General features: G+C 63.4%; 16 protein-coding genes. 6 read left to right on the forward strand and 10 right to left on the reverse strand.

Translation table 11 applies throughout. The features are described from left to right. Window positions 1-101 precede the first annotated feature (101 nt). Window positions 102-935, reverse strand: coding sequence for an Fpg/Nei family DNA glycosylase (locus AC1L34_RS07300; protein WP_424294448.1), 834 nt, complete (start codon window positions 933-935; stop codon window positions 102-104). A 6-nt stretch (window positions 936-941) separates the two neighbouring features. Continuing rightward, entirely contained in the window at window positions 942-1,415 is a 474-nt protein-coding gene (locus AC1L34_RS07305) for a ribose-5-phosphate isomerase (protein WP_424294449.1), read from the reverse strand. Window positions 1,416-1,446: 31 nt separating this feature from the next. Here AC1L34_RS07305 and AC1L34_RS07310 point away from each other — a divergent pair, with 31 nt between their 5' ends. Beyond that, a complete protein-coding gene (locus tag AC1L34_RS07310) occupies window positions 1,447-2,466 on the forward strand; it encodes a M48 family metallopeptidase (RefSeq protein ID WP_424294450.1) in 1,020 nt (339 codons plus the stop codon). Here AC1L34_RS07310 and AC1L34_RS07315 read toward each other — a convergent pair. Further along, window positions 2,463-3,710, reverse strand: coding sequence for an MFS transporter (locus tag AC1L34_RS07315; RefSeq protein ID WP_424294451.1), 1,248 nt, complete (start codon window positions 3,708-3,710; stop codon window positions 2,463-2,465). The genes AC1L34_RS07310 and AC1L34_RS07315 overlap by 4 nt on opposite strands. A 40-nt stretch (window positions 3,711-3,750) precedes the next feature. Continuing rightward, the gene (locus AC1L34_RS07320) at window positions 3,751-4,371 is read right to left on the reverse strand and encodes a mycothiol-dependent nitroreductase Rv2466c family protein (protein ID WP_424294452.1); all 621 of its coding nucleotides are present in this window, start codon (window positions 4,369-4,371) and stop codon (window positions 3,751-3,753) included. Window positions 4,372-4,469: 98 nt separating this feature from the next. Between AC1L34_RS07320 and pepN the strand changes: the two genes are divergently transcribed. Continuing rightward, a complete protein-coding gene (pepN, locus tag AC1L34_RS07325; RefSeq protein WP_424323223.1) occupies window positions 4,470-7,058 on the forward strand; it encodes an aminopeptidase N in 2,589 nt (862 codons plus the stop codon). A 161-nt stretch (window positions 7,059-7,219) separates the two neighbouring features. After that, a complete protein-coding gene (fadD1, locus tag AC1L34_RS07330; RefSeq protein ID WP_424323224.1) occupies window positions 7,220-8,809 on the forward strand; it encodes a fatty-acid--CoA ligase FadD1 in 1,590 nt (529 codons plus the stop codon). 56 nt (window positions 8,810-8,865) lie between these two features. Here fadD1 and AC1L34_RS07335 read toward each other — a convergent pair whose 3' ends face one another. Then, window positions 8,866-9,348, reverse strand: coding sequence for a DUF5130 domain-containing protein (locus AC1L34_RS07335; RefSeq protein WP_424323225.1), 483 nt, complete (start codon window positions 9,346-9,348; stop codon window positions 8,866-8,868). After that, window positions 9,335-9,583: an aa3-type cytochrome oxidase subunit CtaJ gene (ctaJ, locus tag AC1L34_RS07340; RefSeq protein ID WP_424323226.1), complete on the reverse strand. Its 249-nt coding sequence runs from the start codon at window positions 9,581-9,583 to the stop codon at window positions 9,335-9,337. Before ctaJ ends, AC1L34_RS07335 begins: the two co-directional genes overlap by 14 nt. Window positions 9,584-9,731: 148 nt before the next feature. Between ctaJ and AC1L34_RS07345 the strand changes: the two genes are divergently transcribed. Beyond that, on the forward strand, window positions 9,732-10,124 hold the full coding sequence (locus AC1L34_RS07345) for a globin (protein WP_424293824.1): 393 nt from the start codon (window positions 9,732-9,734) through the stop codon (window positions 10,122-10,124). A gap of 69 nt (window positions 10,125-10,193) precedes the next feature. Further along, window positions 10,194-11,816 carry a glycoside hydrolase family 13 protein gene (locus tag AC1L34_RS07350; RefSeq protein ID WP_424293825.1) on the forward strand — a complete coding sequence of 541 codons (1,623 nt, stop codon included), beginning with the start codon at window positions 10,194-10,196 and terminating at the stop codon, window positions 11,814-11,816. A 101-nt stretch (window positions 11,817-11,917) separates the two neighbouring features. On the opposite strand, the gene AC1L34_RS07355 is transcribed toward AC1L34_RS07350, so the two are convergent. The 4 genes from AC1L34_RS07355 to ettA all read right to left on the reverse strand — a co-directional run bounded on the left by AC1L34_RS07355 (window position 11,918) and on the right by ettA (window position 19,555). Continuing rightward, a complete protein-coding gene (locus tag AC1L34_RS07355; protein ID WP_424297308.1) occupies window positions 11,918-12,622 on the reverse strand; it encodes a DUF8185 domain-containing protein in 705 nt (234 codons plus the stop codon). Next, entirely contained in the window at window positions 12,619-13,143 is a 525-nt protein-coding gene (locus tag AC1L34_RS07360; protein ID WP_424297306.1) for an acyl-CoA thioesterase, read from the reverse strand. Before AC1L34_RS07360 ends, AC1L34_RS07355 begins: the two co-directional genes overlap by 4 nt. 18 nt (window positions 13,144-13,161) lie before the next feature. Next, on the reverse strand, window positions 13,162-17,649 hold the full coding sequence (locus AC1L34_RS07365; protein WP_480035243.1) for an NAD-glutamate dehydrogenase domain-containing protein: 4,488 nt from the start codon (window positions 17,647-17,649) through the stop codon (window positions 13,162-13,164). Between the two features lie 232 nt (window positions 17,650-17,881). Then, window positions 17,882-19,555: an energy-dependent translational throttle protein EttA gene (ettA, locus tag AC1L34_RS07370; RefSeq protein WP_424294728.1), complete on the reverse strand. Its 1,674-nt coding sequence runs from the start codon at window positions 19,553-19,555 to the stop codon at window positions 17,882-17,884. A gap of 700 nt (window positions 19,556-20,255) precedes the next feature. Between ettA and AC1L34_RS07375 the strand changes: the two genes are divergently transcribed. After that, window positions 20,256-20,942, forward strand: a complete 687-nt coding sequence (locus AC1L34_RS07375; protein ID WP_424294730.1) for an alpha-ketoglutarate-dependent dioxygenase AlkB family protein — start codon at window positions 20,256-20,258, stop codon at window positions 20,940-20,942. Window positions 20,943-20,988: the final 46 nt, after the last annotated feature.

Here is a 20,988-nt window from a genome sequence, read left to right on the forward strand (position 1 = left end):
ATGCAACTGTGCCCGTCGAACCTGGGAGGTTCCTTGGAGAGGCGGCAGCATCCACTAAGGGTTGGAACCTGAGGCTTGAGGGCTGGATGGGATCTCGTGCGTCACGATTGGCAGGACGGACACCAGAAGAGGTTTCGGCCTTCCATCACTTCGGTAAGGACCGGGGTACTGCACAGGCGGCAGGGCTCCCCTGCCCGCCGATACACGTACGTCCGAGGCCGATCGACCGCATAGGCTGGTGCGCCATTGTCGTCTTCCGGTCGCACAACGTGAATATGCCCGCGGCGCACGCCAATTGGCATGAGGTGCAGCAGGTCCGACCACATCTCGTCGAACTCTTCGCGAGTAATCGTGACCCCGGTCCGGTGGGGTTCAACGCCAGCCCGGAACAGCACTTCGGCACGATAGATATTGCCGACGCCCGCAAGCACCTTTTGGTCCATCAGGAGCGAACCAATGGCGCGTTTAGATTTCTTGATCGCCTGCCAGGCAACCTCGGGATCGGCGTCACCGCGCAGCGGGTCCGGCCCCAGCCGTCCGACGAGTCGTTCGAGATCCTCCGGGGTGTATATCTCGCAGGCATTGGGTCCGCGCAGATCGATCCCAATTTCGTCACCAATCAGGCGCATCCGAACCTGCCCGGTGGGCTCGGGCATCGGGAGCGACTCCTCACGGAACGCACCGTAGATCCCCAGGTGAATATGCACGATGCGGCGGGTCACCGCGGTGCCGCGTCCACGCTCCGAAGCACCGCCATTGTCGTACCGATGGATTAGGTGCTTACCCCAAGCTTCGGCACGACGAAACACCATCCCGTTGAGGAGTGCGGCCTCGTGCGCGAAGCGACCCTGCGGGCTTGAGACGTTGAGGCGCTGGCCACCAAGAAGTCGCTGCTGCCGACGAGCGAGTCGGTGCAGCGCATGCCCTTCGGGCACGGAAAATCAGGCGTCCGGCAGGGCCGGTGCCTCGCCGGTGCGCTCGTACTCGGCGAGGATGTCAATACGACGCTGGTGCCGCGCTTCGTCGGACCATGCGGTCGAAATGAAGGCGTCGACGATCGCCAAAGCCTCTTCCTTCGAATGCATGCGACCACCAATGCCAATCAGCTGGGCATTGTTGTGCTGGCGTGCCAGTTGGGCGGTTTCGACACTCCAGGCGAGGGCGCACCGTGCGCCGGGCACCTTGTTCGCGGCAATCTGCTCGCCGTTACCGCTGCCGCCGAGAACGATTCCGAGACTGCCCGGATCGGCGACGGTCCGCTGGGCGGCGGCAATGCAGAAGGCCGGGTAGTCGTCGAGGGCGTCGTACTCGTGAGCACCGCAGTCGACGACGTCGTGGCCGCCGGACGTGAGATGTTCAGCGATCTGGTTCTTGAGTTCAAAGCCTGCGTGGTCGGCACCAAGGTAAATGCGCATGCGGCCAGTGTAATGGGGCACCAGTAGATTGGTGGACGTGGATACCCACGGTCCAATTCCCTCAGTTCCCGGTGTCGACGATCCACGGATCATCGCACCTCCCGTTGATGTACCCGGGCCGGGTGCAGTTTGGCGGCCACCCGCGCTGTACGCGGGCGCACCCAGGCGACACCCGTGGGAGCTTCCGGTCCTCGCCGTTGGGATTCTCCTGGCGATCGCCACCTATGCGATCGTCGTCTGGCTGGTGATTCTGACGGGGATTTCGCAGTGGTACCTGTTCGCCCTCGCTCTCCCCTTGCTGGTCTTCGGTGCTCGCGGCCTGAATTACGCGCGGATGCGAGTCAGCGCGGTGCAACTCAGTCCGACGCAGTTCCCGGAGGGCTACCGCATGCTGGTGGAATCGGCGGCGCGGTACGGCCTCGAGTACGTGCCCGACGGGTACGTGATGAACGGCAACGGCGCTATCAACGCGTTCGCGTCGGGTCACGGCTTCCGGCGCTACGTGGTGATCTACTCGGACCTGTTTGAGGTTGGCGGTCGGGCACGCAGCCCGGAAGCGCTGGAGTTTGTTATCGGCCACGAGGTTGGCCACATTGCGGCTGGCCACGTGTCCTATTGGCGGCAGTTGTTGAGCACTGTCATCATGGCCATTCCGTTCCTTGGCCCGCTGCTCTCACGAGCCCAGGAATACACGGCCGACAACTACGGCTACTACACGCGGCCCGACGGTGGGCACGCCGCGATCGGCGTCATGTCGAGCGGCAAGTACCTGCTCAGTGCACTCGATTTCGATCAGTTTGCCGACCGTGCGACGCACGACAAAGGCTTCTTCGTGACACTGGCGAACGCCATGAGTTCGCACCCGGTGCTGACCTGGCGCGCCGCCGCTCTGCGCGACCGCACTCGTGCAGGGGCAATCCTCTTGCGTCCCCGGTCCTTCGTCCGCGGTTCAGGTAGCGGCAACGTGACACCGGTACCCACACCGCCATTGCCCGCGCAAGTGGTACCGGGTACGTTGCCGAACCAGTTGGAGCAGACCTCGCTCTACTAGGAATCGGATGGTTGGCGGCGGCGTCCACCGAGCATCACCGCAGGCACGACTACCAACGCGAGCACACCGGCGGCGATGGCGAGCGTGCCGTAGCCGACGGCGTTCATGACGAGCCCGGAGCCGACACCCGCGACCGCACCAATCACGTTGACCCACACGTCGATTGAGCCTTGCGTTTGGGCACGGCTGGCCGGATCGGTCCCTTCGACGACGAGCGCCGTACCTGCGATGAGGCCGAGGTTCCAGCCGAGCCCGAGTACTGACAGCGCAACGATTAACCAGAAGAGCCCCTGCGGTGGACTCACCATCGCCAGGAGTCCCGCCACCAACAGCGTCATGCCAGCGGCAATCGCGGTGACGCGCGCACCGACCCGGTCGACGAGTTGCCCGGTCACCAGCGACGGCAACCACATGGCGCCAATGTGGAATCCGATCACCAGCCCGATGGCACCCAGGCTGTGGTGGTTCTCGTTCATGTGGACGGGCGTCATGGTCATGACTGCCACCATGATCCCCTGCGTCACGATCATGACGAAGGCCCCGATAATGGCGGGCCGCCGCAGGTTTCGCCGAGTCCGGTCGACCGCTGTCGTGGCCTCGTCATCGGCAGACGACAGTCGTCGTGCCAGCAGGTACGGATCCGGTCGCAGCATGGCAAACAGGACACCACCGGCGATCAGATAGGCGGCGGCAGCGAGCACGAACGGACCGCTCAGTGCAGGTAACCCGACGGCCTCGGCGAGCTTGCCGGTCGGCTCAATGAGATTGGGACCTGCGACGGCACCGAGGGTGGTCGCGATCATGGCGATGCTGATTGCCCGACCGCGGTGGTCTTCGGCCGCTAAATCGGTACCGGCGTATCGCGCCTGAAGGTTGGTCGCCGAACCCGCGCCATAGACAAACAGCGAAGCGAACAGCAGGACCGGCGACGAGATTGCCGTTGCCACGACAACACCTACCGCGCCCACACCACCCGCGGTGAACCCAGCACCGAGCCCACCTCGTCGACCGATTCGGTTGGTCACGCGACCGATGAGGAACGCCGTGAGCGCCGATCCGAGCGTGAACATGGCGGTGGGCAAACCCGACAGCGAGTCTCCACCGAGCATGTCCGCGGCGATCAGTGCTCCCACCGCGATACCGGCAGCCAACCCAGCCCCGCCGAAGGCCTGACTGATAACGACCGTCCACAACGTCTTTCGTTGGACGGCGACAACCTCGGGTGCGGCCAGAGTGCTTGTCATACAGGCGAATTCAGATCTGTCGCGGACGTGAAACTACCGGCTAATCGAACTCGGGCTCTTCATTTCGCGAGCGCTTGAGTTCAAAGAAGTGCGGGTACGACGCCAGTGCGAGAGCACCGTCCCACACCCGACCGGCTTCCTCGCCACGCGGAATCCGCGACAACACCGGCCCAAAAAAGCCAATGTTGTTGACATGGATGGTCGGAGTTCCGACATCGTCACCGACCTTGTCCATCCCCTCGTGGTGACTCTTCCGAATCGCGACGTCGAACTCGGTGGAGTCGACGGCATCGGCCAGGTCAGCTTCGAGGCCGGCGGCCGCGAGCGCTGCGGGGATCACGTCAGCAAAGTCGCGGTTACCGTCCTTGTGGATCCGAGTCCCGAGTTCGGCATATAGGGGCGCAAGGACGGCGTCACCGTGGCGCGCCTGCGCTGCGGCCAGCACGCGGACAGGTCCCCACGCGGTCTTGAGCATCTCGCGGTAACTGTCCGGCACATCCTTGTTCTCATTCAGGACGGCCAGGCTCATGATGTGGAAGTTCACATCGATGTCTCGGACCTGAGCCGCTTCCAAAATCCAGCGGGAGGTGATCCAGCACCACGGGCACAGGGAATCGAACCAGAAGTCGACGCGATCAACGGAGGTTGCAGAGTCAGCCATGTCCCCATTCAACCACCGGCACTGCCGTCACCGCCGATGTTGCCCCTGCTATGCAAGCCTTCCGACGCAGTCGTCCTTCCGCCACTAGTGTTGGAGTCGTGAGTGCACCGAATCTGACACGCGAGGCCGCGCGGCAGCGCGCCGCCATCGTCTCCGTTGAGAACTATCGCATCGACCTCGATCTGACCAACGGCGCCGACGCGCCGGGGGTGGAGCGTTTCGCCTCGACTACCGTCGTGACGTTCACCGCCACCGAGGGCGAGTCCACCTTCATCGACCTAGTGGCCCCAAACCTGGTCTCGGCCAACCTCAATGGCGTCGACCTTGACGTCTCCGGGTTCGACGAAGCCGTCGGACTCTCCTTGGACAACCTCGCGGCGCACAACACCCTGGAAGTGGTTGCCGAATGCGCCTACTCCAATACCGGTGAAGGCCTTCACCGCTTTGTCGATCCCGCCGACGGTGCGGTGTACCTGTATTCGCAGTTTGAGACCGCCGACGCCAAGCGCATGTTCGCCTGCTTCGACCAACCCGACCTGAAGGCCACGTACACCGTCACCGTGACCGCGCCGTCTGACTGGCAGGTCATTTCCAACGGTGCCCGCGACAGCGAACCTGCCGCCGATGCCCCGGGAAATCCCGGCGCGCTGGTGCACCGCTTTGCCACCACCGAGTTGATGAGCACCTACTTGGTCGCACTAATTGCCGGACCGTACGCCGTTTGGCAAGACGAGTACGTCGACGAATACGGCACCATCCCGCTCGGCCTCTACTGTCGCGCCTCGCTCGGCGAATTCATGGATGCTGAGCGTCTCTTCACCGAAACCAAGCAGGGCTTTGGCTTCTACCACCGCGTATTCGGCGTGCCTTACGCGTTCGGCAAGTACGACCAGTTGTTCGTCCCGGAGTTCAACGCTGGTGCCATGGAAAACGCCGGTGCCGTGACTTTCCTCGAGGATTACGTCTTCCGTTCCCGCGTCACGCGCTACCTGTACGAGCGCCGCGCAGAAACGATCCTGCACGAGATGGCGCACATGTGGTTCGGCGACCTCGTGACCATGCAGTGGTGGGACGATCTATGGCTCAACGAGTCGTTCGCAACTTTCGCGTCGGTGCTGTCGCAGGTGGAGGCAACCGAATACACCAACGCGTGGACCACGTTCGCCAACGTTGAGAAATCCTGGGCGTACCGGCAGGACCAGTTGCCGTCGACTCACCCCATCGCCGCCGACATCCCCGATCTGGCTGCCGTCGAGGTCAATTTCGATGGCATTACCTATGCCAAGGGCGCCTCCGTCCTGAAACAACTCGTCGCCTACGTCGGCCTGGAACCGTTCTTGAAGGGGCTGCGAGAGTACTTCGCTGAGCATCGGTTCTCGAATGCCACCTTCGACGACCTCCTGGGGTCGTTGGAACGAGCCTCGGGCCGCGACTTGTCCGGGTGGGGAGCACAGTGGCTCAAGACCACCGGCATCAATGTGATGCGTCCCGAGTTCGAGGTCGACGCGGAGGGCCGCTTCACCTCGTTTGCAGTGCTGCAGGAGGGCGCATCACCCGGTGCTGGCGAAACCCGGGTACACCGGATGAAGGTCGGCGTCTACTCAGACGTCGACGGCCAACTGGTTCGCAGTCACGTTGTCGAACTCGACATTGAGGGCGAGCGCACCGAGGTCCCCGAACTGATCGGGATTTCGCGCGGTGCACTGGTACTGCTTAACGACGACGATCTCACCTACGCGTCGGTCCGCCTCGATCCGGAGTCCCTCGCGACGGCTACCTCACGCGTCGCCGACATCGCTGATCCGATGCCGCGCACGTTGATTTGGTCGGCCGCCTGGGAAATGACCCGCCAGGCGGAAATGTCCGCTCGCGACTTCGTCCGTCTCGTGAGCGCCGGTATCGGCGCTGAAACCGAGGTCGGCGTGGTGCAGCGCGTGCTGTTGCAGGCCGTCGCCGCGCTGGAGTCGTACGCAGACCCACGGTGGGCAAGGGACACCGGATGGCCGAAGTTCAGCGCCCGCCTCTTCGAGTTGGCGGGCGAAGCCGAAGCTGGCTCCGATCACCAGTTGGCGTTCGTCAACGCGCTCCTCGCGGGCGTCACCAACGACAACCAGCAGCCCCTCTTGCAAGCGCTGCTCGATGGAGATTCGCCCGCCGATCACGGGCTGACGGGCTTGGTGATCGACGACGAACTCCGGTGGAGGCTCGTTAAGGCACTCGCCGCGCACGGCACCATCGGGCTCGAGATAATTGACGCTGAGGCCGATCGCGACAACACGGCTGCGGGTGCCCGCCACGCCGAGGCCGCCCGTGCGGCACGACCGTCCGCAGAGGTCAAAGCCGCAGCTTGGGACCGTGCCTTCGACGACGACTCGATCGCCAATGTCACCGTGCGGTCCATCGTCGAGGGTCTGGTCCGGCCCGGCCAGGACCAATTGCTGGCACCGTTCACATCGCGCTACTTCGATTCGGTTGCGGCGCTGTGGGAACGCCGCACCAGCGAGGTGGCGCAGACCGTCGTCGTTGGCCTGTACCCATCGTGGGACGTCAGCGAAGAGGGCCTAGCCAAGGCCGATTTGTTCCTCGCCGACGATCATCCCCCAGCCTTGGCGCGCCTGGTGATCGAAGGGCGCGACGGCGTGGCCCGCGCCCTGCGTGCCCGCGCCTTGGACTCGTCAGGCCGGTAGCTTTCCCACTCACCGATCAAGCCGCGTTTGCCTCGTCCCAGCGACGAGGCGAACGCGGCTTCTCTGGGTGAACGTCCCGGCTTTACCCGTATCCGGGATGGTTCGTGCCGTCCTACCAGATATGACGGCGCCGCATATGCCTTTTATGCCAAGCTGCGATTATGGATACGATTCAAACGCTGCTTCAATCGCGCGCTGATTCCCCGGATATTGCCGTCCGATTCCGTGACGCCGACGACCAAATTGTCGAGTGGAGTTGGCAGGAGTTTGTGGCGCGGGCATCAGCCCACGCCGCTGCCGTGATTGCCGAACTCGACTCCGACCGCCCGGCGCACGTCGCGATTCTCTGCGATAACTCCCCCGAAATGCTGGTCTCGCTGGCTGCGGCCGGCCTCGGTGGGTACGTGCTCGTCGGCGTTAACATCACCCGGCGCGGCGAGGCACTCGCACACGACATCGAGCGCTCGGATGCCCAACTGGTGATGACCGACGCCGCCAACCGCACCCTGCTGGATGGCGTCGAACTGCCGAATGTCAGGGTCGTCGATCTTGAGTCGCAAGACTGGGCAAACAAGGTTGCGGCAGCCGGTGATCTCAAGCCATTGCGGACGCCAGAAATCCAAGACCCCTTCATGATGATCTTCACCTCGGGCACCAGCGGTGACCCGAAGGCAGTCTTGGTCTCGCACTTGATGATCGTCTATGCGGGCCAGAACCTGGTGGAACGATTCGGCCTCACCGCCGACGACGTGTTCTACGTCTCGATGCCGCTGTTCCACTCGAATGCCATCGCAGCCTGCTTCTCGCCGGCGCTCGCTGTTGGCGGCACCCTGGTGCCCGTTCGGTTCTCCGCCTCCCGATTCACTCGTGACCTCCGTGACTTCGGCATCACCTACATGAACTACGTCGGCAAGCCGCTCGCCTACGTGCTGGCAACATCGCCACAGCCGGACGATGCCGACAACGGTCTGCGCATCTGCTTCGGCAATGAGGCCTCCGACCGCGACATCGCCGAGTTCTCTCGCCGTTTCGGCACCACCGTCGTCGACGCCTTCGGCTCCACCGAGAACGCCGTCATCATTACCCGTGAGGCGGATACCCCGCTTGGCTCCATCGGCCGGGGTTTGCCCGGTGTCGCGGTCTACAACCCCGAGACCAACGTCGAATGTGCCGTCGCCGAGTTCGATGACACCGGCGCACTGACAAACGCCACCGAAGCGGTCGGCGAACTCGTCAACAGCACCGGCCCCGGCTTCTTCACCGGCTACTACAACAATCCCGAAGCCGATGCTGAGCGGATGCGGGGAGGCATGTTCTGGTCCGGTGACCTGGCATATGTGGACGCTGACGGCTGGATCTACCTCGCCGGCCGTACCGCCGACTGGATGCGCGTCGACGGTGAAAACCTGGCGGCTGGCCCGATCGAACGGATTTTGACCCGCCTCGATCAGCTCAGTCGGGTCGCCGTTTACGGTGTTCCCGACCCGAACGCGGTCGGGGATCAGGTCATGGCGGCGATGGTCCTGCGCGACGGTGCCACCCTCACCCCCGACGAGTTCGCCGAGTTTTTGGCTGCTCAGCCCGACCTGTCCATCAAGGCCTGGCCGCGGTATGTGCGGATCGCTGCCGAACTGCCTGCGACCGCGACGAACAAGATCATCAAGCGGACCCTGGCTGCCGAATCGACCACCGTCGGCAATGACCAGTTGTGGGAGCGCGGCGAACGCGATCGCACCTACACCCTCGTGTAGCGGCCGAACACAAAGTGGGCCCCGCCGAATCCGGCGGGGCCCACTTTAGTGGTAGATCAGGGGCGCTCGACGGCGGTCGCCATCACGCGCAGTGCCGACACCAGGCCGTCGATGAGGTCGTTCTGCTTGAACGACGACAGCGCGGCCGAAACACCGAGTTCAGCGACACGGTCGTTGACGCGTCCGGCAACGTCCGAGCCCGAAACGACAGCGACGTCTTTCGAGTTCGGCGACACTGCGATGAGTGCGCCGTGGGCGGGCTCTGGAGCCTGCGCCAGGATCTCGCGGGCACCGGCAACGGCGTTATCGCCAAGTTCACCGATGTAGACGGAGAACCGAACGTTGGCCACTTCGCTCGCCTGGCTCAACGCCTCGTCGAGCATGATGAGCTCGTGGCTGCTGAACGGCGGGGTGTCGAAGCCGTCGCCCGGAAACAGGGCCACCGAAACGCGACCGCTGTTGGTCACGACGGTCCCCAGGGGGAGGCTGTTCGCCGGGGCGACAGCAGTGTACTTCTGGGTCAGGTCACCACTTGCCACTTGCAGATCCTCCTTCGACATCGCCGGGCTCAAAGTGCCGGGCCAGAGCCATGGGCTCAATCTCGGTCGCACTGAACAGCGTCGGGCCGCTGACCCAAGGCTGGTCAAGCGTGTATTCGTTAATCTTCGGTCGCTTCAATCCATGCGAGAAAATCATGGAGACGACGCAGGCCGCGACTGCCAACAGGCACAGCACCACGACGGTCATTCCGACTGGGACAAGAAGCTGGTCCACACCCGACCCTTTCGACAAGCGCTCGACGCTAAGCGCACAGACCTGCCGATTGCAGATCATCTGCGTCCAATTTAACGCACCGGACTACCGCCTGTCGCCCGAGGGCCTACAGAGTGTCGTAGACGGCGAATCGCACCGATAGTGGACAATGGGACAAGTGAGCACGTTCTACGAGGAAATAGGCGGTCACGAAACCTTCCGCCGCATCACTGCCCGCTTCTACGAAGAGGTGGCAAACGATGAAATTCTGAAGCCGATGTACCCGGAAGAAGACCTGGGTCCGGCAGAGCGTCGTCTCCGCATGTTTTTGGAGCAGTACTGGGGCGGACCGCACACCTACAACGACGAACGCGGCCATCCGCGTCTACGGATGCGGCATGTGCCGTACACCATCGGCCCCATCCAGCGGGACGCATGGCTGCGATGCATGCACATCGCGATCGGATCCATCGAATCATCGATCATGGACGACGAGCACCGCAAGGCAATGACCGACTACATGAACATGGCGGCGCAGTCCTTGGTGAACTCCGAGTACTAGCACCGACAGGCACGGCACAGATCAGGCAAGAGTGGAACAGTGAGGGACGGCAAAACGGTGGATCAGCAGATGATGACCTACGGCACCGCGGACTACGGCACCCAGTGGTGGCGATCGGCGGTCATCTACCAGGTGTATCCGCGATCGTTTTCCGATCTCTCGGGCGACGGTGTCGGCGATCTCGCCGGCATCATCGACAAACTCGGCTACCTCGAACTGCTGGGCGTCGACGCAATCTGGATGTCGCCGATCATGCGGTCGCCGATGGCCGATCACGGCTACGACGTGTCCGATCCGCGCGCCATCGATCCGTTGTTCGGCGATTTGGCACTGTTCGACCAACTGATCCGTGAAGCCCATGACCGGGATATTCGCGTGACGATGGACTTGGTACCGAACCATACGAGCGACCAGCATCCGTGGTTCTCGGCTGCGTTGGGTGCTGCACCCGGCAGCCCGGAGCGGGCCCGCTACATTTTTGCCGATGGTCGCGGTGTCGACGGTGACGAACCACCCAACAACTGGACCAGCGTCTTCGGCGGCACTGCGTGGTCGCGAGTGACCGAAGCCGACGGGCGGCCCGGCCAGTGGTATCTGCATCTGTTTGCCCCGGAACAACCCGACCTGAACTGGGACAACCCCGAAGTCCTCGCCGACCTGCAGACCACGATGCGGTTCTGGCTCGACCGCGGCATCGATGGCTTCCGGATCGATGTGGCACACGGGATGGCGAAACCGGCCGGACTTCCCGATATGACGGCGTCGTCGGAGATCCTGAAACACACCGACGATGATCCGCGTTTCAACGACGACGGTGTCCACGAAATCCACCGAGCCATCCGCGCGGTGATGGATGAATATCCAGGGACCTTTAACGTCGGCGAAATTTGGGTCCACTCAAACGAGGCCTTTGCCAAGTACGTGCGGCCCGACGAACTGCATTTGGGTTTCAACTTCCGCCTCGCGACTGTCGAATTCGACGCTGCCGAAATTCGGGAAGCGGTTACCGAATCGCTGGCCGCCACCGCTGCCGTCGGCGCCGTCCCCACCTGGACGTTGTCGAACCATGATGTGCCCCGCGAGGTGACCCGTTACCTGCCGACCGGTGCCGCCGCGGAGGGTTTGACGCCCGACGACTTGCTCGCCATTGGCACCGCCCGTGCCCGCGCGATGATCATGCTCGAGTTGGCACTACCCGGCACCGCATTTATCTACAACGGTGCCGAGCTTGGCCTGCCGAACGTGGACCTGCCCGACGAAGCCCTCGTCGACCCGGTGTGGGAAAGCTCGGGGCACACGGACCGTGGCCGCGACGGCTGCCGCGTACCAATGCCGTGGGAGGGCACCGAACCTCCGTTTGGCTTCACCAACGGCGAAAGCACTTGGCTCCCCATGCCTGCCGACTGGGCCAGCCTGACCGTGGAAGCCCAGCTCGAGGACATCTACTCGACCCTGTCGCTGTACCGACAGGCCCTCGAGTTGCGTTACGCGCGGCTGGAGTTTTCCGGCGACACCATCGAGTGGTACGGCGCCCCGGAGGGCTGCCTCGCTTTCCGTCGTTCCGGTGGCCTGATCTGCGCCCTTAACGCCTCGAACCACCCGGTCCCCCTGCCTCCCGGCCAAATCCTGCTCGTCAGCACCCCCCTCGAAGGTGGCCTACTGGTCCCGGGATCAGCCGCCTGGCTGGTGTAACCCCCCGCCCTTCGGCGTTCCCGCATGATGCGTTGATTCCCGCACTACGTCTGACGTAGTGCGGGAATCAACGCATCATGCGGGAACAGCGGGGCCGGGGGTTACATCACGGCGAGGTTCAAGATTGCTCGACGCTGGTAGACGGAACCGAAGCGCGCGTCGACGCGGACCCACGCGGACGAGACGCGCACGCGGATAGGTTCACCCGCCGCGATCTTGTCGATCGGTGAATCCTCGGTGATCTCGTGGCCGCCGCTGTCGCGGACGAAGCCCATCGCCGTCAAGGCAAAGACCGCGCGCATGGAAATTTTCGCGACCTCATCCGAATGCGTGCCGCTCACCTCTAAAACAGTCTGATCCAGCAGCGACGACGCCGGCCCCAAGGCACCGGATTCGTTGCGTGCGACGCCAACTCCCTTGCGCGAGAGTTCGATCAGTTCACGTGCGGGAACGTCGTCGAGGTGGGTAAACCCGTCCGCTGGCGGAAGCGCACCCTGCCAGGCACCCGGCATCGCAAAACCCAACGGGATGGGACCGTCGCCATCCTCCACGACCGCTGCGGACATCGCCGAGATATCGCACACCACGTCCGTCGGCGACACGGTACCGAAAACTGACCGCGTCGCGAGGATGTCGAAGCCGGTTCGGATCCACAGCCCAACCCGACCGTCGGCGCGCTGCTGCGCCCGCAAAACACCCGAATCCTCCACGCGCCGTGCGCGTTCCAGGAAAGCTTTCACGTCGGTGCGATCGTCGCGGGTGTGCGGAGTGAGGAGTCGTTCGACGCCCTGATCCAGCCCGGTCATCTCATGACCTCGTCCCGGACGAAACTCTGCAGGTATGCCTTCTCTTCCGGCGTCATGCGTCGCGGCCGCTGGGTGTCGATGTCGAACGACACCAACTGGGTACTGGCAACCACCGATGGCTTCGAGTCCGGCGCGGCACCGTGCGGTCGCACCTCGTAGCCAACCGTGAAGTCGACGGCGCGCAACCTCTCAACGAACATCGTGACGCGGATCGGCGACTCATCGTGGCGGATTTGCCCCTGGTACTTGACGCGCAGATCCGCGACGAGGCAGCCTTTTCGCATCGCGAACGTCGGCTTGTCGTCGTAGAACAACCACGGGATGCGAGCCTCTTCGAGAAGGGTCACCATGCGGGCGTGGTTGATGTGCGCGAACACGTCCATGTCCGACCACCGCACCGGCACCGACACCTCGTACCCGAATTCGGTCGTGCCTCCGTCGTCGGCGAAAAGCCTTCGCTTGTCGGCACTTTCGGTCGATTCGATGATGGTGGTCGGGGTCTGGTCCGATAGACCTGTCATGGTGTGAGCCTCCTGCCGCTACCCCACAACACTACGCAACGAGCGGACTGCGACCGTGAGCGCGGCGAGGTCCCAGCGGTCGGTGGCCTCGAGCGCGTGCAGTGTTGACTCCACCCGTTCGATAATCGCCGACCGCGATTGCTCCCAGTCGGAGATCTTTTGGGCTGCCGACTCTTCCGGCTCCGACAGGGTCAGAATCGACCTTGTCAGCGACCGCAGCACCGCGTGAATCTCGTCGCTCAACGACAGTTGCGCCAGGAGCGTCCAACGGTCGTTGTGTTCTAACGCCGCCACCCGGGTGGCCAGTTCTTCCAAATCGAACCGGTCGACGACGGCGAATAGCAACTCCCCGACTTCGTCAGGCGAGCGGTCCGAGATTTCGGCGATGTCGAGGACGTCGAGTAACTGCAGTCGGTAGTCGCTGATGGCGATGGCGTGCGCGAGGGCTGGCCGGACGCCCGCGTCGACGAGTTCTTGTCGCTGCTCCTGCATGGTGCGCAGCGCCGTGCCGATAAGCCATTCGTCAAGGCGGCCACCGAGTTCTAGGACCTGGGCATAGCGCGTGGTCTCCGCGGCAATTGCCAGCGGTTGGGGCCGATGCGCCAGGAACCACCGAGACGCCGACGACAGCAGGCTGCGAATGCGACCGGTCGCCTCGTCGACGATGGCTGCTGGCACCCCCTCACCGCGCAACTCGCCGACCAGGCTGGTGATGCCGAATACCCGCACGGTGACAACGGAAGCCCGCATGGCGTCGGCGACGTCGGTGCCGGTCATTTCCCCCAATGCAAACAGGTGCGTAATACCGCAGTCCGCGACCGCCCGGTTCACCAGCACCGTGGTGACTATCTCGCGCTTGAGCCGATGACCGCGAATGCCTGCCACGAACTTGGTCCGCAGGGGTTCGGGAAAGTACAACGTCGCCGCCGCATCGAACATGTCGTTTTCCGGAAGCGAGGAGTTAAGCAGCCGCGCTTTGGCATCGAGCTTCACGTGCGCCATCAGGGTCGCCAGTTCCGGACTGGTGAGGCCACGCTGGAGTTCGCTCGATCGCCTGCGCAGCAACGCTTCTGGGGTCGGTAACGCTTCGAGTTCAAGGTCGACGCCGGCTTCGGCCAGGTACGCCAGCACCCGCGAGTGCAGGTCGGTGTCGTCGTCCGCGGTTCGCCGCGAGATGCCGAGTTCGGCGTTTTGGTCGACGTTGTTGGCGAGCACAAGTTCGGCGACGTCGTCGGTCATCGACAGAAGCAGATCGTTGCGCTCGTCCGGTTCGAGGATGCCAGCGGAGATTGCTGAGCCGAGGAGGATCTTGATGTTGACCTCGTGGTCGGAGCAGTCCACGCCGGCCGAGTTGTCGAGGGCATCGCTGTTAATCGCCACCCCCGACAGGTCTGCTTCAATGCGGCCGCGTTCGGTGACGCCGAGGTTGCCGCCCTCGCCGACCACCGAGACACGCAACTGATTGCCGTTGACCCGGATCGCGTCGTTCGCCTTGTCGCCGACGGACGAATCCGATTCGTCGGACGCCTTGATATACGTGCCGATTCCACCGTTGAACAGCAAGTCGGTGGGTGCCAGGAGGATCGCGCGGATGAGATCGGGCGGCGACAGCGCGATCACCCCGTCGGCCAGTCCGAGTGCGATCCGCACGGGGTCGCTGATCTCAATGGATTTCACATCGCGCGACCACACCCCGCCGCCGTCGGAGATCAGGTCGCGGCGGTAGTCGTCCCACGATGACCGCGGCAGCGCGAACAGTCGGGCGCGCTCGGCGTACGACGGCGCGGCTTCCGGTGTCGGGTCGATGAAGATGTGCCGGTGGTCGAAGGCGGCGACGAGGCGCGTGTGCCGAGACAGGAGCATGCCGTTGCCGAAAACGTCACCGCTCATGTCGCCGATGCCGACGGCGGTGAACTCTTGGGTTTGGGTGTCAATGCCGCGTTCGGCGAAGTGTCGCTTCACCGACTCCCACGCGCCCCGCGCGGTGATCCCCATGGCCTTGTGGTCGTAGCCCACCGATCCCCCCGAGGCGAACGCATCCGAGAGCCAGAAGCCAAAGTCGTCGGCGACACCGTTGGCCGTATCGGAGAACCGGGCAGTGCCCTTGTCTGCGGCCACCACCAGGTACGGGTCATCACCGTCACGGCGGACCACCCGTGCGGGTGGATGCACGATGCCGGTCACGGTATCGAGGTTGTCGGTGATCGACAGCAGCGAGGCGATGAATGCCCGATAGCAGGCAGTTCCCTCAGCCAAGAAGGCACCTTGGTCGACGGTCGGATCGCCGGTCGGGGCGGCTGGTCGACGAACGACGAAACCGCCCTTGGCACCAACGGGCACGATCACCGCATTCTTCACGGCCTGCGCCTTTACCAGGCCCAAAATTTCGGTGCGGAAGTCTTCACGCCGATCCGACCACCGGAGGCCACCGCGCGCCACATCCCCGAATCTCAGATGCACCCCCTCCATCTGTGGCGAGTAGACGTAAATCTCGTACTTCGGTCGCGGCTGCGGTGCTTGCGGGATGGCACCGGTGTCGAGTTTGACGGCGATCGACGGTCGGTAGTCGGACCGATAGTCGTCGATGTAGTAGTTCGTCCGCAGCGTCGCTTCCACGACTGCTGACAGCGCCGACACCACCCGGTCGGCGTCGAGGCTGAGGATTTCGGCGATGTGACCTCTCAGCGATTCCTGTGCCCGCAGTCGTCGGGCCGGGGAGGTGCCGTCGGGGTCGAAGCTGGCGGCGAAGAGTTCGACCAGATCGCGGGTCACGGCGCGATGCTCGCCGAGCACGCTCGCCACGTGGGACAGGGTGAAACCCACCCCGCATTGGCCGAGGTACCGCGTATAGGTTCGAATCATGGCCACGGTGCGGGAGGTTAGGCCTGCGCGCAGGATCAGTTCGTTAAGACCATCGGTTTCGGTGGTGCCCCGCCACATGTCTTTGAACGCTTCGGCGACACGCTCGGAGATCTCCCCCACGTCGTCGCTGTCGGCCTCGTCGCTGTCGCCGTGGTTGAGGTCCACATGCGGGGCCGGATGCACGGTGAACTCGTACACGCTCACGGCCAGATCGTCGGGCCGGTCGACCACATGCGGATGTTCGTCGAGCACGGTGAGGCCCAAACTCTGCAGCATCGGCAGCAGTTCCGTCAGGGCGGCCGAACCACCCGCCAGGTAGAGCACAAACCGCCAGGCGTGCGGGTCGGTCCGATCCAGCCGCACATGGAGATCGCCGACGGCGAGCGACGCGGCGATCGGCAAATCGACGGCCGCATCGCGCGGGTCACGCTCGTCTCGGTAACGGTCACTGACCGTCGACAGCAATGCCGCACCGTCACCGTCGAGATGTTCGCGGACCCGGTCGCTCCAGCTTCGAACAGACTCGGACAGGTGCTGCGTGAGGCGATCGCCGAGCGCGACCTGGACGTCCGCGTCAGTGCGCATCAGCACTTCTAGTTGGGCTAGCGGCGAATTCGACAGTTTGGTGAAGAACTCGGTCTCGCTACCGTTCAAGTCCTTTTCGAGGAGTTCGACGATGCGCTCGCGAACGTCGGACGAGTATTCCTCGCGGGGCATGAACACAAGGAAGCTGGCGATACCGCCCGATTCGACGGTTCGCGCATAGAACCGCGGACGGCGTGAGGTTTGCGCCTCAAGTAGCTCACCGATACGTCCGGTGAGATCGTCGCTGTCGGCCGTCATCAACTCGGCGAGCGGGTAGGTCTGCAACAATTCCACCGCAGCCAGTCCACCGAACGAGTCTTCACTGACGCCCAGCCCCCGCAAGACGTCGGCGATCTTGCCGCGGATTCCGGGAATCGAACGCACCGACTGATAGTCACCGATCGAGGTGATGGTGCCGACGATCTGATGTTCGACGCCGTCGGCCCGAACCCGAAGCACCACGGGAAATCGACTGCGCAGCAACCCTGTTGGCAACCATGCCCGGTCCACACTCACCGATTCAGTACCGTCCACAGCGGGCGGTCGTGCCACGCGGGTATGGCGCCAAACGCCGAGTCCGGTGGTGTCACCAGCGGTGCGGTAGCCGACGGGCAGGAAGTTGTCGCGGGTAGCGAACCAACTGAGAATGTCGGCGTCTTCGTCGTCGGCACTAAGCAATTCGGCCAGATCCGAAAGAGCCCGATGAATCCCCGGAGTATCGGCGTGCACGGACTGGGCGCGTGCCAGGGCCGCGGCGATGTCGATTCCTAACTGATCGATGTCGCAGTCGGACGCGGGTGCGGTCTCAATGGAGATCCAGGATTCATTCCGCGCCACACCGTCGTCCGAGATCCGCCCAGCGTCGTCGCGTCGCAAAGACCGCACCGGGTGGGTGTTGGTCACGATCGTCAGTCGAAGCCCATCGAGAACTGCGAGGACCGATTCGACGAGCAGCGGGATGTCGTCGGCCACGATCTGCACGCGGATAGAGCCGTCGGCAAGTTTCGCGGTATCGACCAGGGGCTCGCCGGGCTTGCGCAGTTCGCCGTTCACAGACATCGTCCCTCTCGCAGTTGCCAAGGGGGAAGCGCACAAACCGACTGGCGGGTCCGTTCCACCTTGTGATCGTCGTACGGCTCGAACGATACCGACCGGCGAGGTCGCGCGCAGTGGACTGACGAGTCAGCATCGCGCCGCCACCGAGGCGGCGGCTGGTCACCTCAGCCCAAAAACAAATTCGCGCGCTTTCCGATTGCCAGACAACCGGAAGCGCGCGAATTTGCGGCGAAAACTAGTCGCGAGTGAGGCGACGGTGCGTCACGCTGTGCGGGCGAGCCGCATCAGCGCCGAGACGCTCCACCTTGTTCTCCTCATAGGCTTCGAAGTTGCCTTCGAACCAGAACCACTGGCCCTCGGAAACATTGCCTTCCCACGCGAGAATGTGGGTACAGGTCCGGTCCAGGAACCAACGGTCGTGCGAGATCACGACGGCACAGCCGGGGAATTCCTGCAGGGCGTTCTCGAGGGAACTGAGGGTTTCGACATCAAGGTCGTTAGTCGGCTCATCGAGGAGGATCAGGTTGCCGCCCTCTTTCAGCGTCAGCGCCAGGTTCAGGCGGTTGCGCTCACCACCGGAGAGCACCTCCGACGGCTTCTGCTGGTCGGCACCCTTGAACCCGAAGGCACTCAGGTACGCGCGCGACGGCATCTCATTCTGGCCGACCTCGATGTAATCGAGACCGTCGGAGACGACCTCCCACACGGTCTTCTTGGGGTCGATGTTGGCGCGACCCTGGTCGACGTAGCTGAGCTGGACCGTCTCACCAATCTTGACCTCACCCGAGTCGGGCTCTTCCAGACCAACGATGGTCTTGAACAGCGTCGTCTTACCGACGCCGTTAGGTCCGATTACGCCGACGATGCCGTTGCGCGGCAGCGTAAACGACAGGTCCTTGATCAAGACGCGACCGTCAAAGCCCTTGTCGAGGTTCTTGACCTCGACAACCACATTGCCGAGGCGCGGCGGGGTCGGGATCTGGATTTCTTCAAAGTCGAGCTTCCGCCGCTTCTCCGACTCCATAACCATCTCGTCGTAGCGTGCAAGACGGGCCTTGTTCTTGGTCTGGCGAGCCTTCGAACCGGACCGGACCCAGGCGAGTTCTTCCTTGAGTCGCTTCTGCAGCTTCTGGTCCTTTTTGCCCTGCACTGAGAGACGCTCGGCCTTCTTCTCCAGGTAAGTGGAGTAGTTGCCCTCGTAGGGGTGCAGCTGGCCGCGGTCGACTTCACAGATCCACTGGGCGACGTGATCGAGGAAGTAGCGATCGTGCGTCACGGCGAGGACAGCACCGTGGTAGTTCGCCAGGTGCTGCTCCAACCAGAGCACGCTCTCGGCGTCCAAGTGGTTAGTGGGCTCATCGAGGAGGAGCAGGTCGGGCTTCTGCAGCAGCAGCTTGCACAATGCCACTCGACGGCGCTCACCACCGGAGAGGTTGGTGACGGGCAGGTCGCCGGGCGGGCAGCGCAGGGCGTCCATGGCCTGTTCGAGCTGTGAGTCGAGGTCCCACGCGTCAGCGTTGTCCAGGTCTTCCTGGAGGCGACCCATCTCTTCCATGAGTTCATCGGAGTAGTCGGTGGCCATGAGTTCGGCGACCTCGTTGAAGCGGTCGAGCTTCACCTTGATCTCGCCCATGCCCTCTTCGACGTTTTCCTTGACCGTCTTTTCCTCATTGAGGGGCGGCTCCTGCTGGAGCATGCCGACGGTGGCCTCGGGGTCGAGGAAGGCTTCACCGTTGCTCGGCGTATCGAGTCCGGCCATGATGCGCAGGATCGAGGACTTACCGGCACCGTTGGGGCCGACGACGCCGATCTTGGCGCCGGGGTAGAACGACATGGTGACGTCGTCGAGGATCACCTTGTCGCCGTGCGCCTTGCGCACCTTCTTCATGGTGTAAATAAACTCAGCCACTCAAAGGCCTCCTGATCTGGGGGTTTGCGACGAACCAGGGATCGTAATCCCTCGCTGCGCCCTCACGCCGGGGTGGATTTCACTGCAGGTAGCCGCAGGAATCAGTTACCACGAAAGGCTACCCCAACAGGACTTTCCCCCGTGCTTCGCCAGTCCGTTCAATCTCCGATCTCACAGTCGGGACCCGTCGGACGTCTGCCTAGGAAGCCGAATAGACATAGGTTTGAAATCGGCCGAGATCCGGAGGTGACGGCGTGCATGAGAAGCACCCGCACGAACGCGTCGCAGCGGCGAACTGGAGTGGCATAGTCAGCGACCTCGACGAGCGCGTGTACCGGCGAATCGCCGTAGCCCGACCTCGAATTCTCCCTTTTCTGTCACGATTCGACCAGACCATCACCAATCCATGCATCTGGTGACGGTTTGGCAGGATCACAACCTGCATGCGGTGACAGAAATGAGGAAATTTCATCGATGCGCTACCGCTAGGACGTGCACTTGGCCAGTCAAGCGCCTTACGTTAGACGCGTCGTCGTACGGGTTTCGTTCCCCTTTACTGACGCGTACGGTGGCCAACTTTCCGCCAAACCATCACCAAACGAGGTGATCGGTGATGGTTAGGTCGAATCGTGACAGAAAAGCGGAACTTTGAGCGAAGCGATCGGCAGAGGAGCACGGTGGACGGAAGGCGGGTGAACGCGTGACACTCTTCGACGATGGCCCCTTTCGTGAGCCCACTGATCTCGGCCCTGGCGCAACCCACGTCCCTGCCTGGCTGGCCCTTGACGAGCAACGATGGATCGTTGGGCAGTTCCAGAAGTGGACGCGGGGGCCGGTGCCGCTACGTGCGGCCAAGGTCCGCGGTCACGAGATGTCAGTGCAGACGGTGTGCCTTGGCTGGCACTGGCGGCCCTACACCTATTCCCGCGAGGCCACCGACGTGAACGGTCAGCGCGTGCTCCCCTTCCCTGATTGGATGATCCGATTGGGACGCCGCGCGCTCACCGACGCTGGCTATCCGCCAGAGATGATCGAGCACTACTCGCCCGACGCTGCCTTGGTGAACTTCTACGACGACGCCGCGCGCATGGGAATGCACCAGGATAAAGACGAGCAATCCCTCGCTCCCGTCGTTTCCCTGTCGATCGGCGACGCATGCACGTTCCGCTTCGGCAATAGCGAGAACCGCGGCCAGCCATACACCGACCTCAGGCTGAACTCCGGCGACCTCTTCGTATTCGGCGGGCCGGCACGCCTCGCCTTTCACGGCGTCACCCGCATCCACCCGGGCACGGCCCCGGACGCATGCGGGCTCGGCAAGGGACGGATCAATATCACCATGCGCATGACGGGGCTATCCGACGACCGATCCGCAGGCATTGGATAGCCCATCCGATTCGTCACATTTTCCGTGTCCCACTAGCTGAGACGAG

It is taken from the genome of Gordonia sp. 34D (genome assembly GCF_056682775.1).

Bases quoted from the DNA above. Each gene is read 5' to 3' on its own strand.
- AC1L34_RS07320 (WP_424294452.1), bottom strand. From the start codon at position 4,371: ATGGCTGACTCTGCAACCTCCGTTGATCGCGTCGACTTCTGGTTCGAT.
- AC1L34_RS07315 (WP_424294451.1), bottom strand. From the start codon at position 3,710: ATGACAAGCACTCTGGCCGCACCCGAGGTTGTCGCCGTCCAACGAAAG.
- AC1L34_RS07350 (WP_424293825.1), top strand. From the start codon at position 10,194: ATGATGACCTACGGCACCGCGGACTACGGCACCCAGTGGTGGCGATCG.
- AC1L34_RS07365 (WP_480035243.1), bottom strand. From the start codon at position 17,649: ATGTCTGTGAACGGCGAACTGCGCAAGCCCGGCGAGCCCCTGGTCGAT.
- AC1L34_RS07355 (WP_424297308.1), bottom strand. From the start codon at position 12,622: ATGACCGGGCTGGATCAGGGCGTCGAACGACTCCTCACTCCGCACACC.
- AC1L34_RS07345 (WP_424293824.1), top strand. From the start codon at position 9,732: ATGGGACAAGTGAGCACGTTCTACGAGGAAATAGGCGGTCACGAAACC.
- AC1L34_RS07305 (WP_424294449.1), bottom strand. From the start codon at position 1,415: ATGCGCATTTACCTTGGTGCCGACCACGCAGGCTTTGAACTCAAGAAC.
- AC1L34_RS07360 (WP_424297306.1), bottom strand. From the start codon at position 13,143: ATGACAGGTCTATCGGACCAGACCCCGACCACCATCATCGAATCGACC.
- fadD1 (WP_424323224.1), top strand. From the start codon at position 7,220: ATGGATACGATTCAAACGCTGCTTCAATCGCGCGCTGATTCCCCGGAT.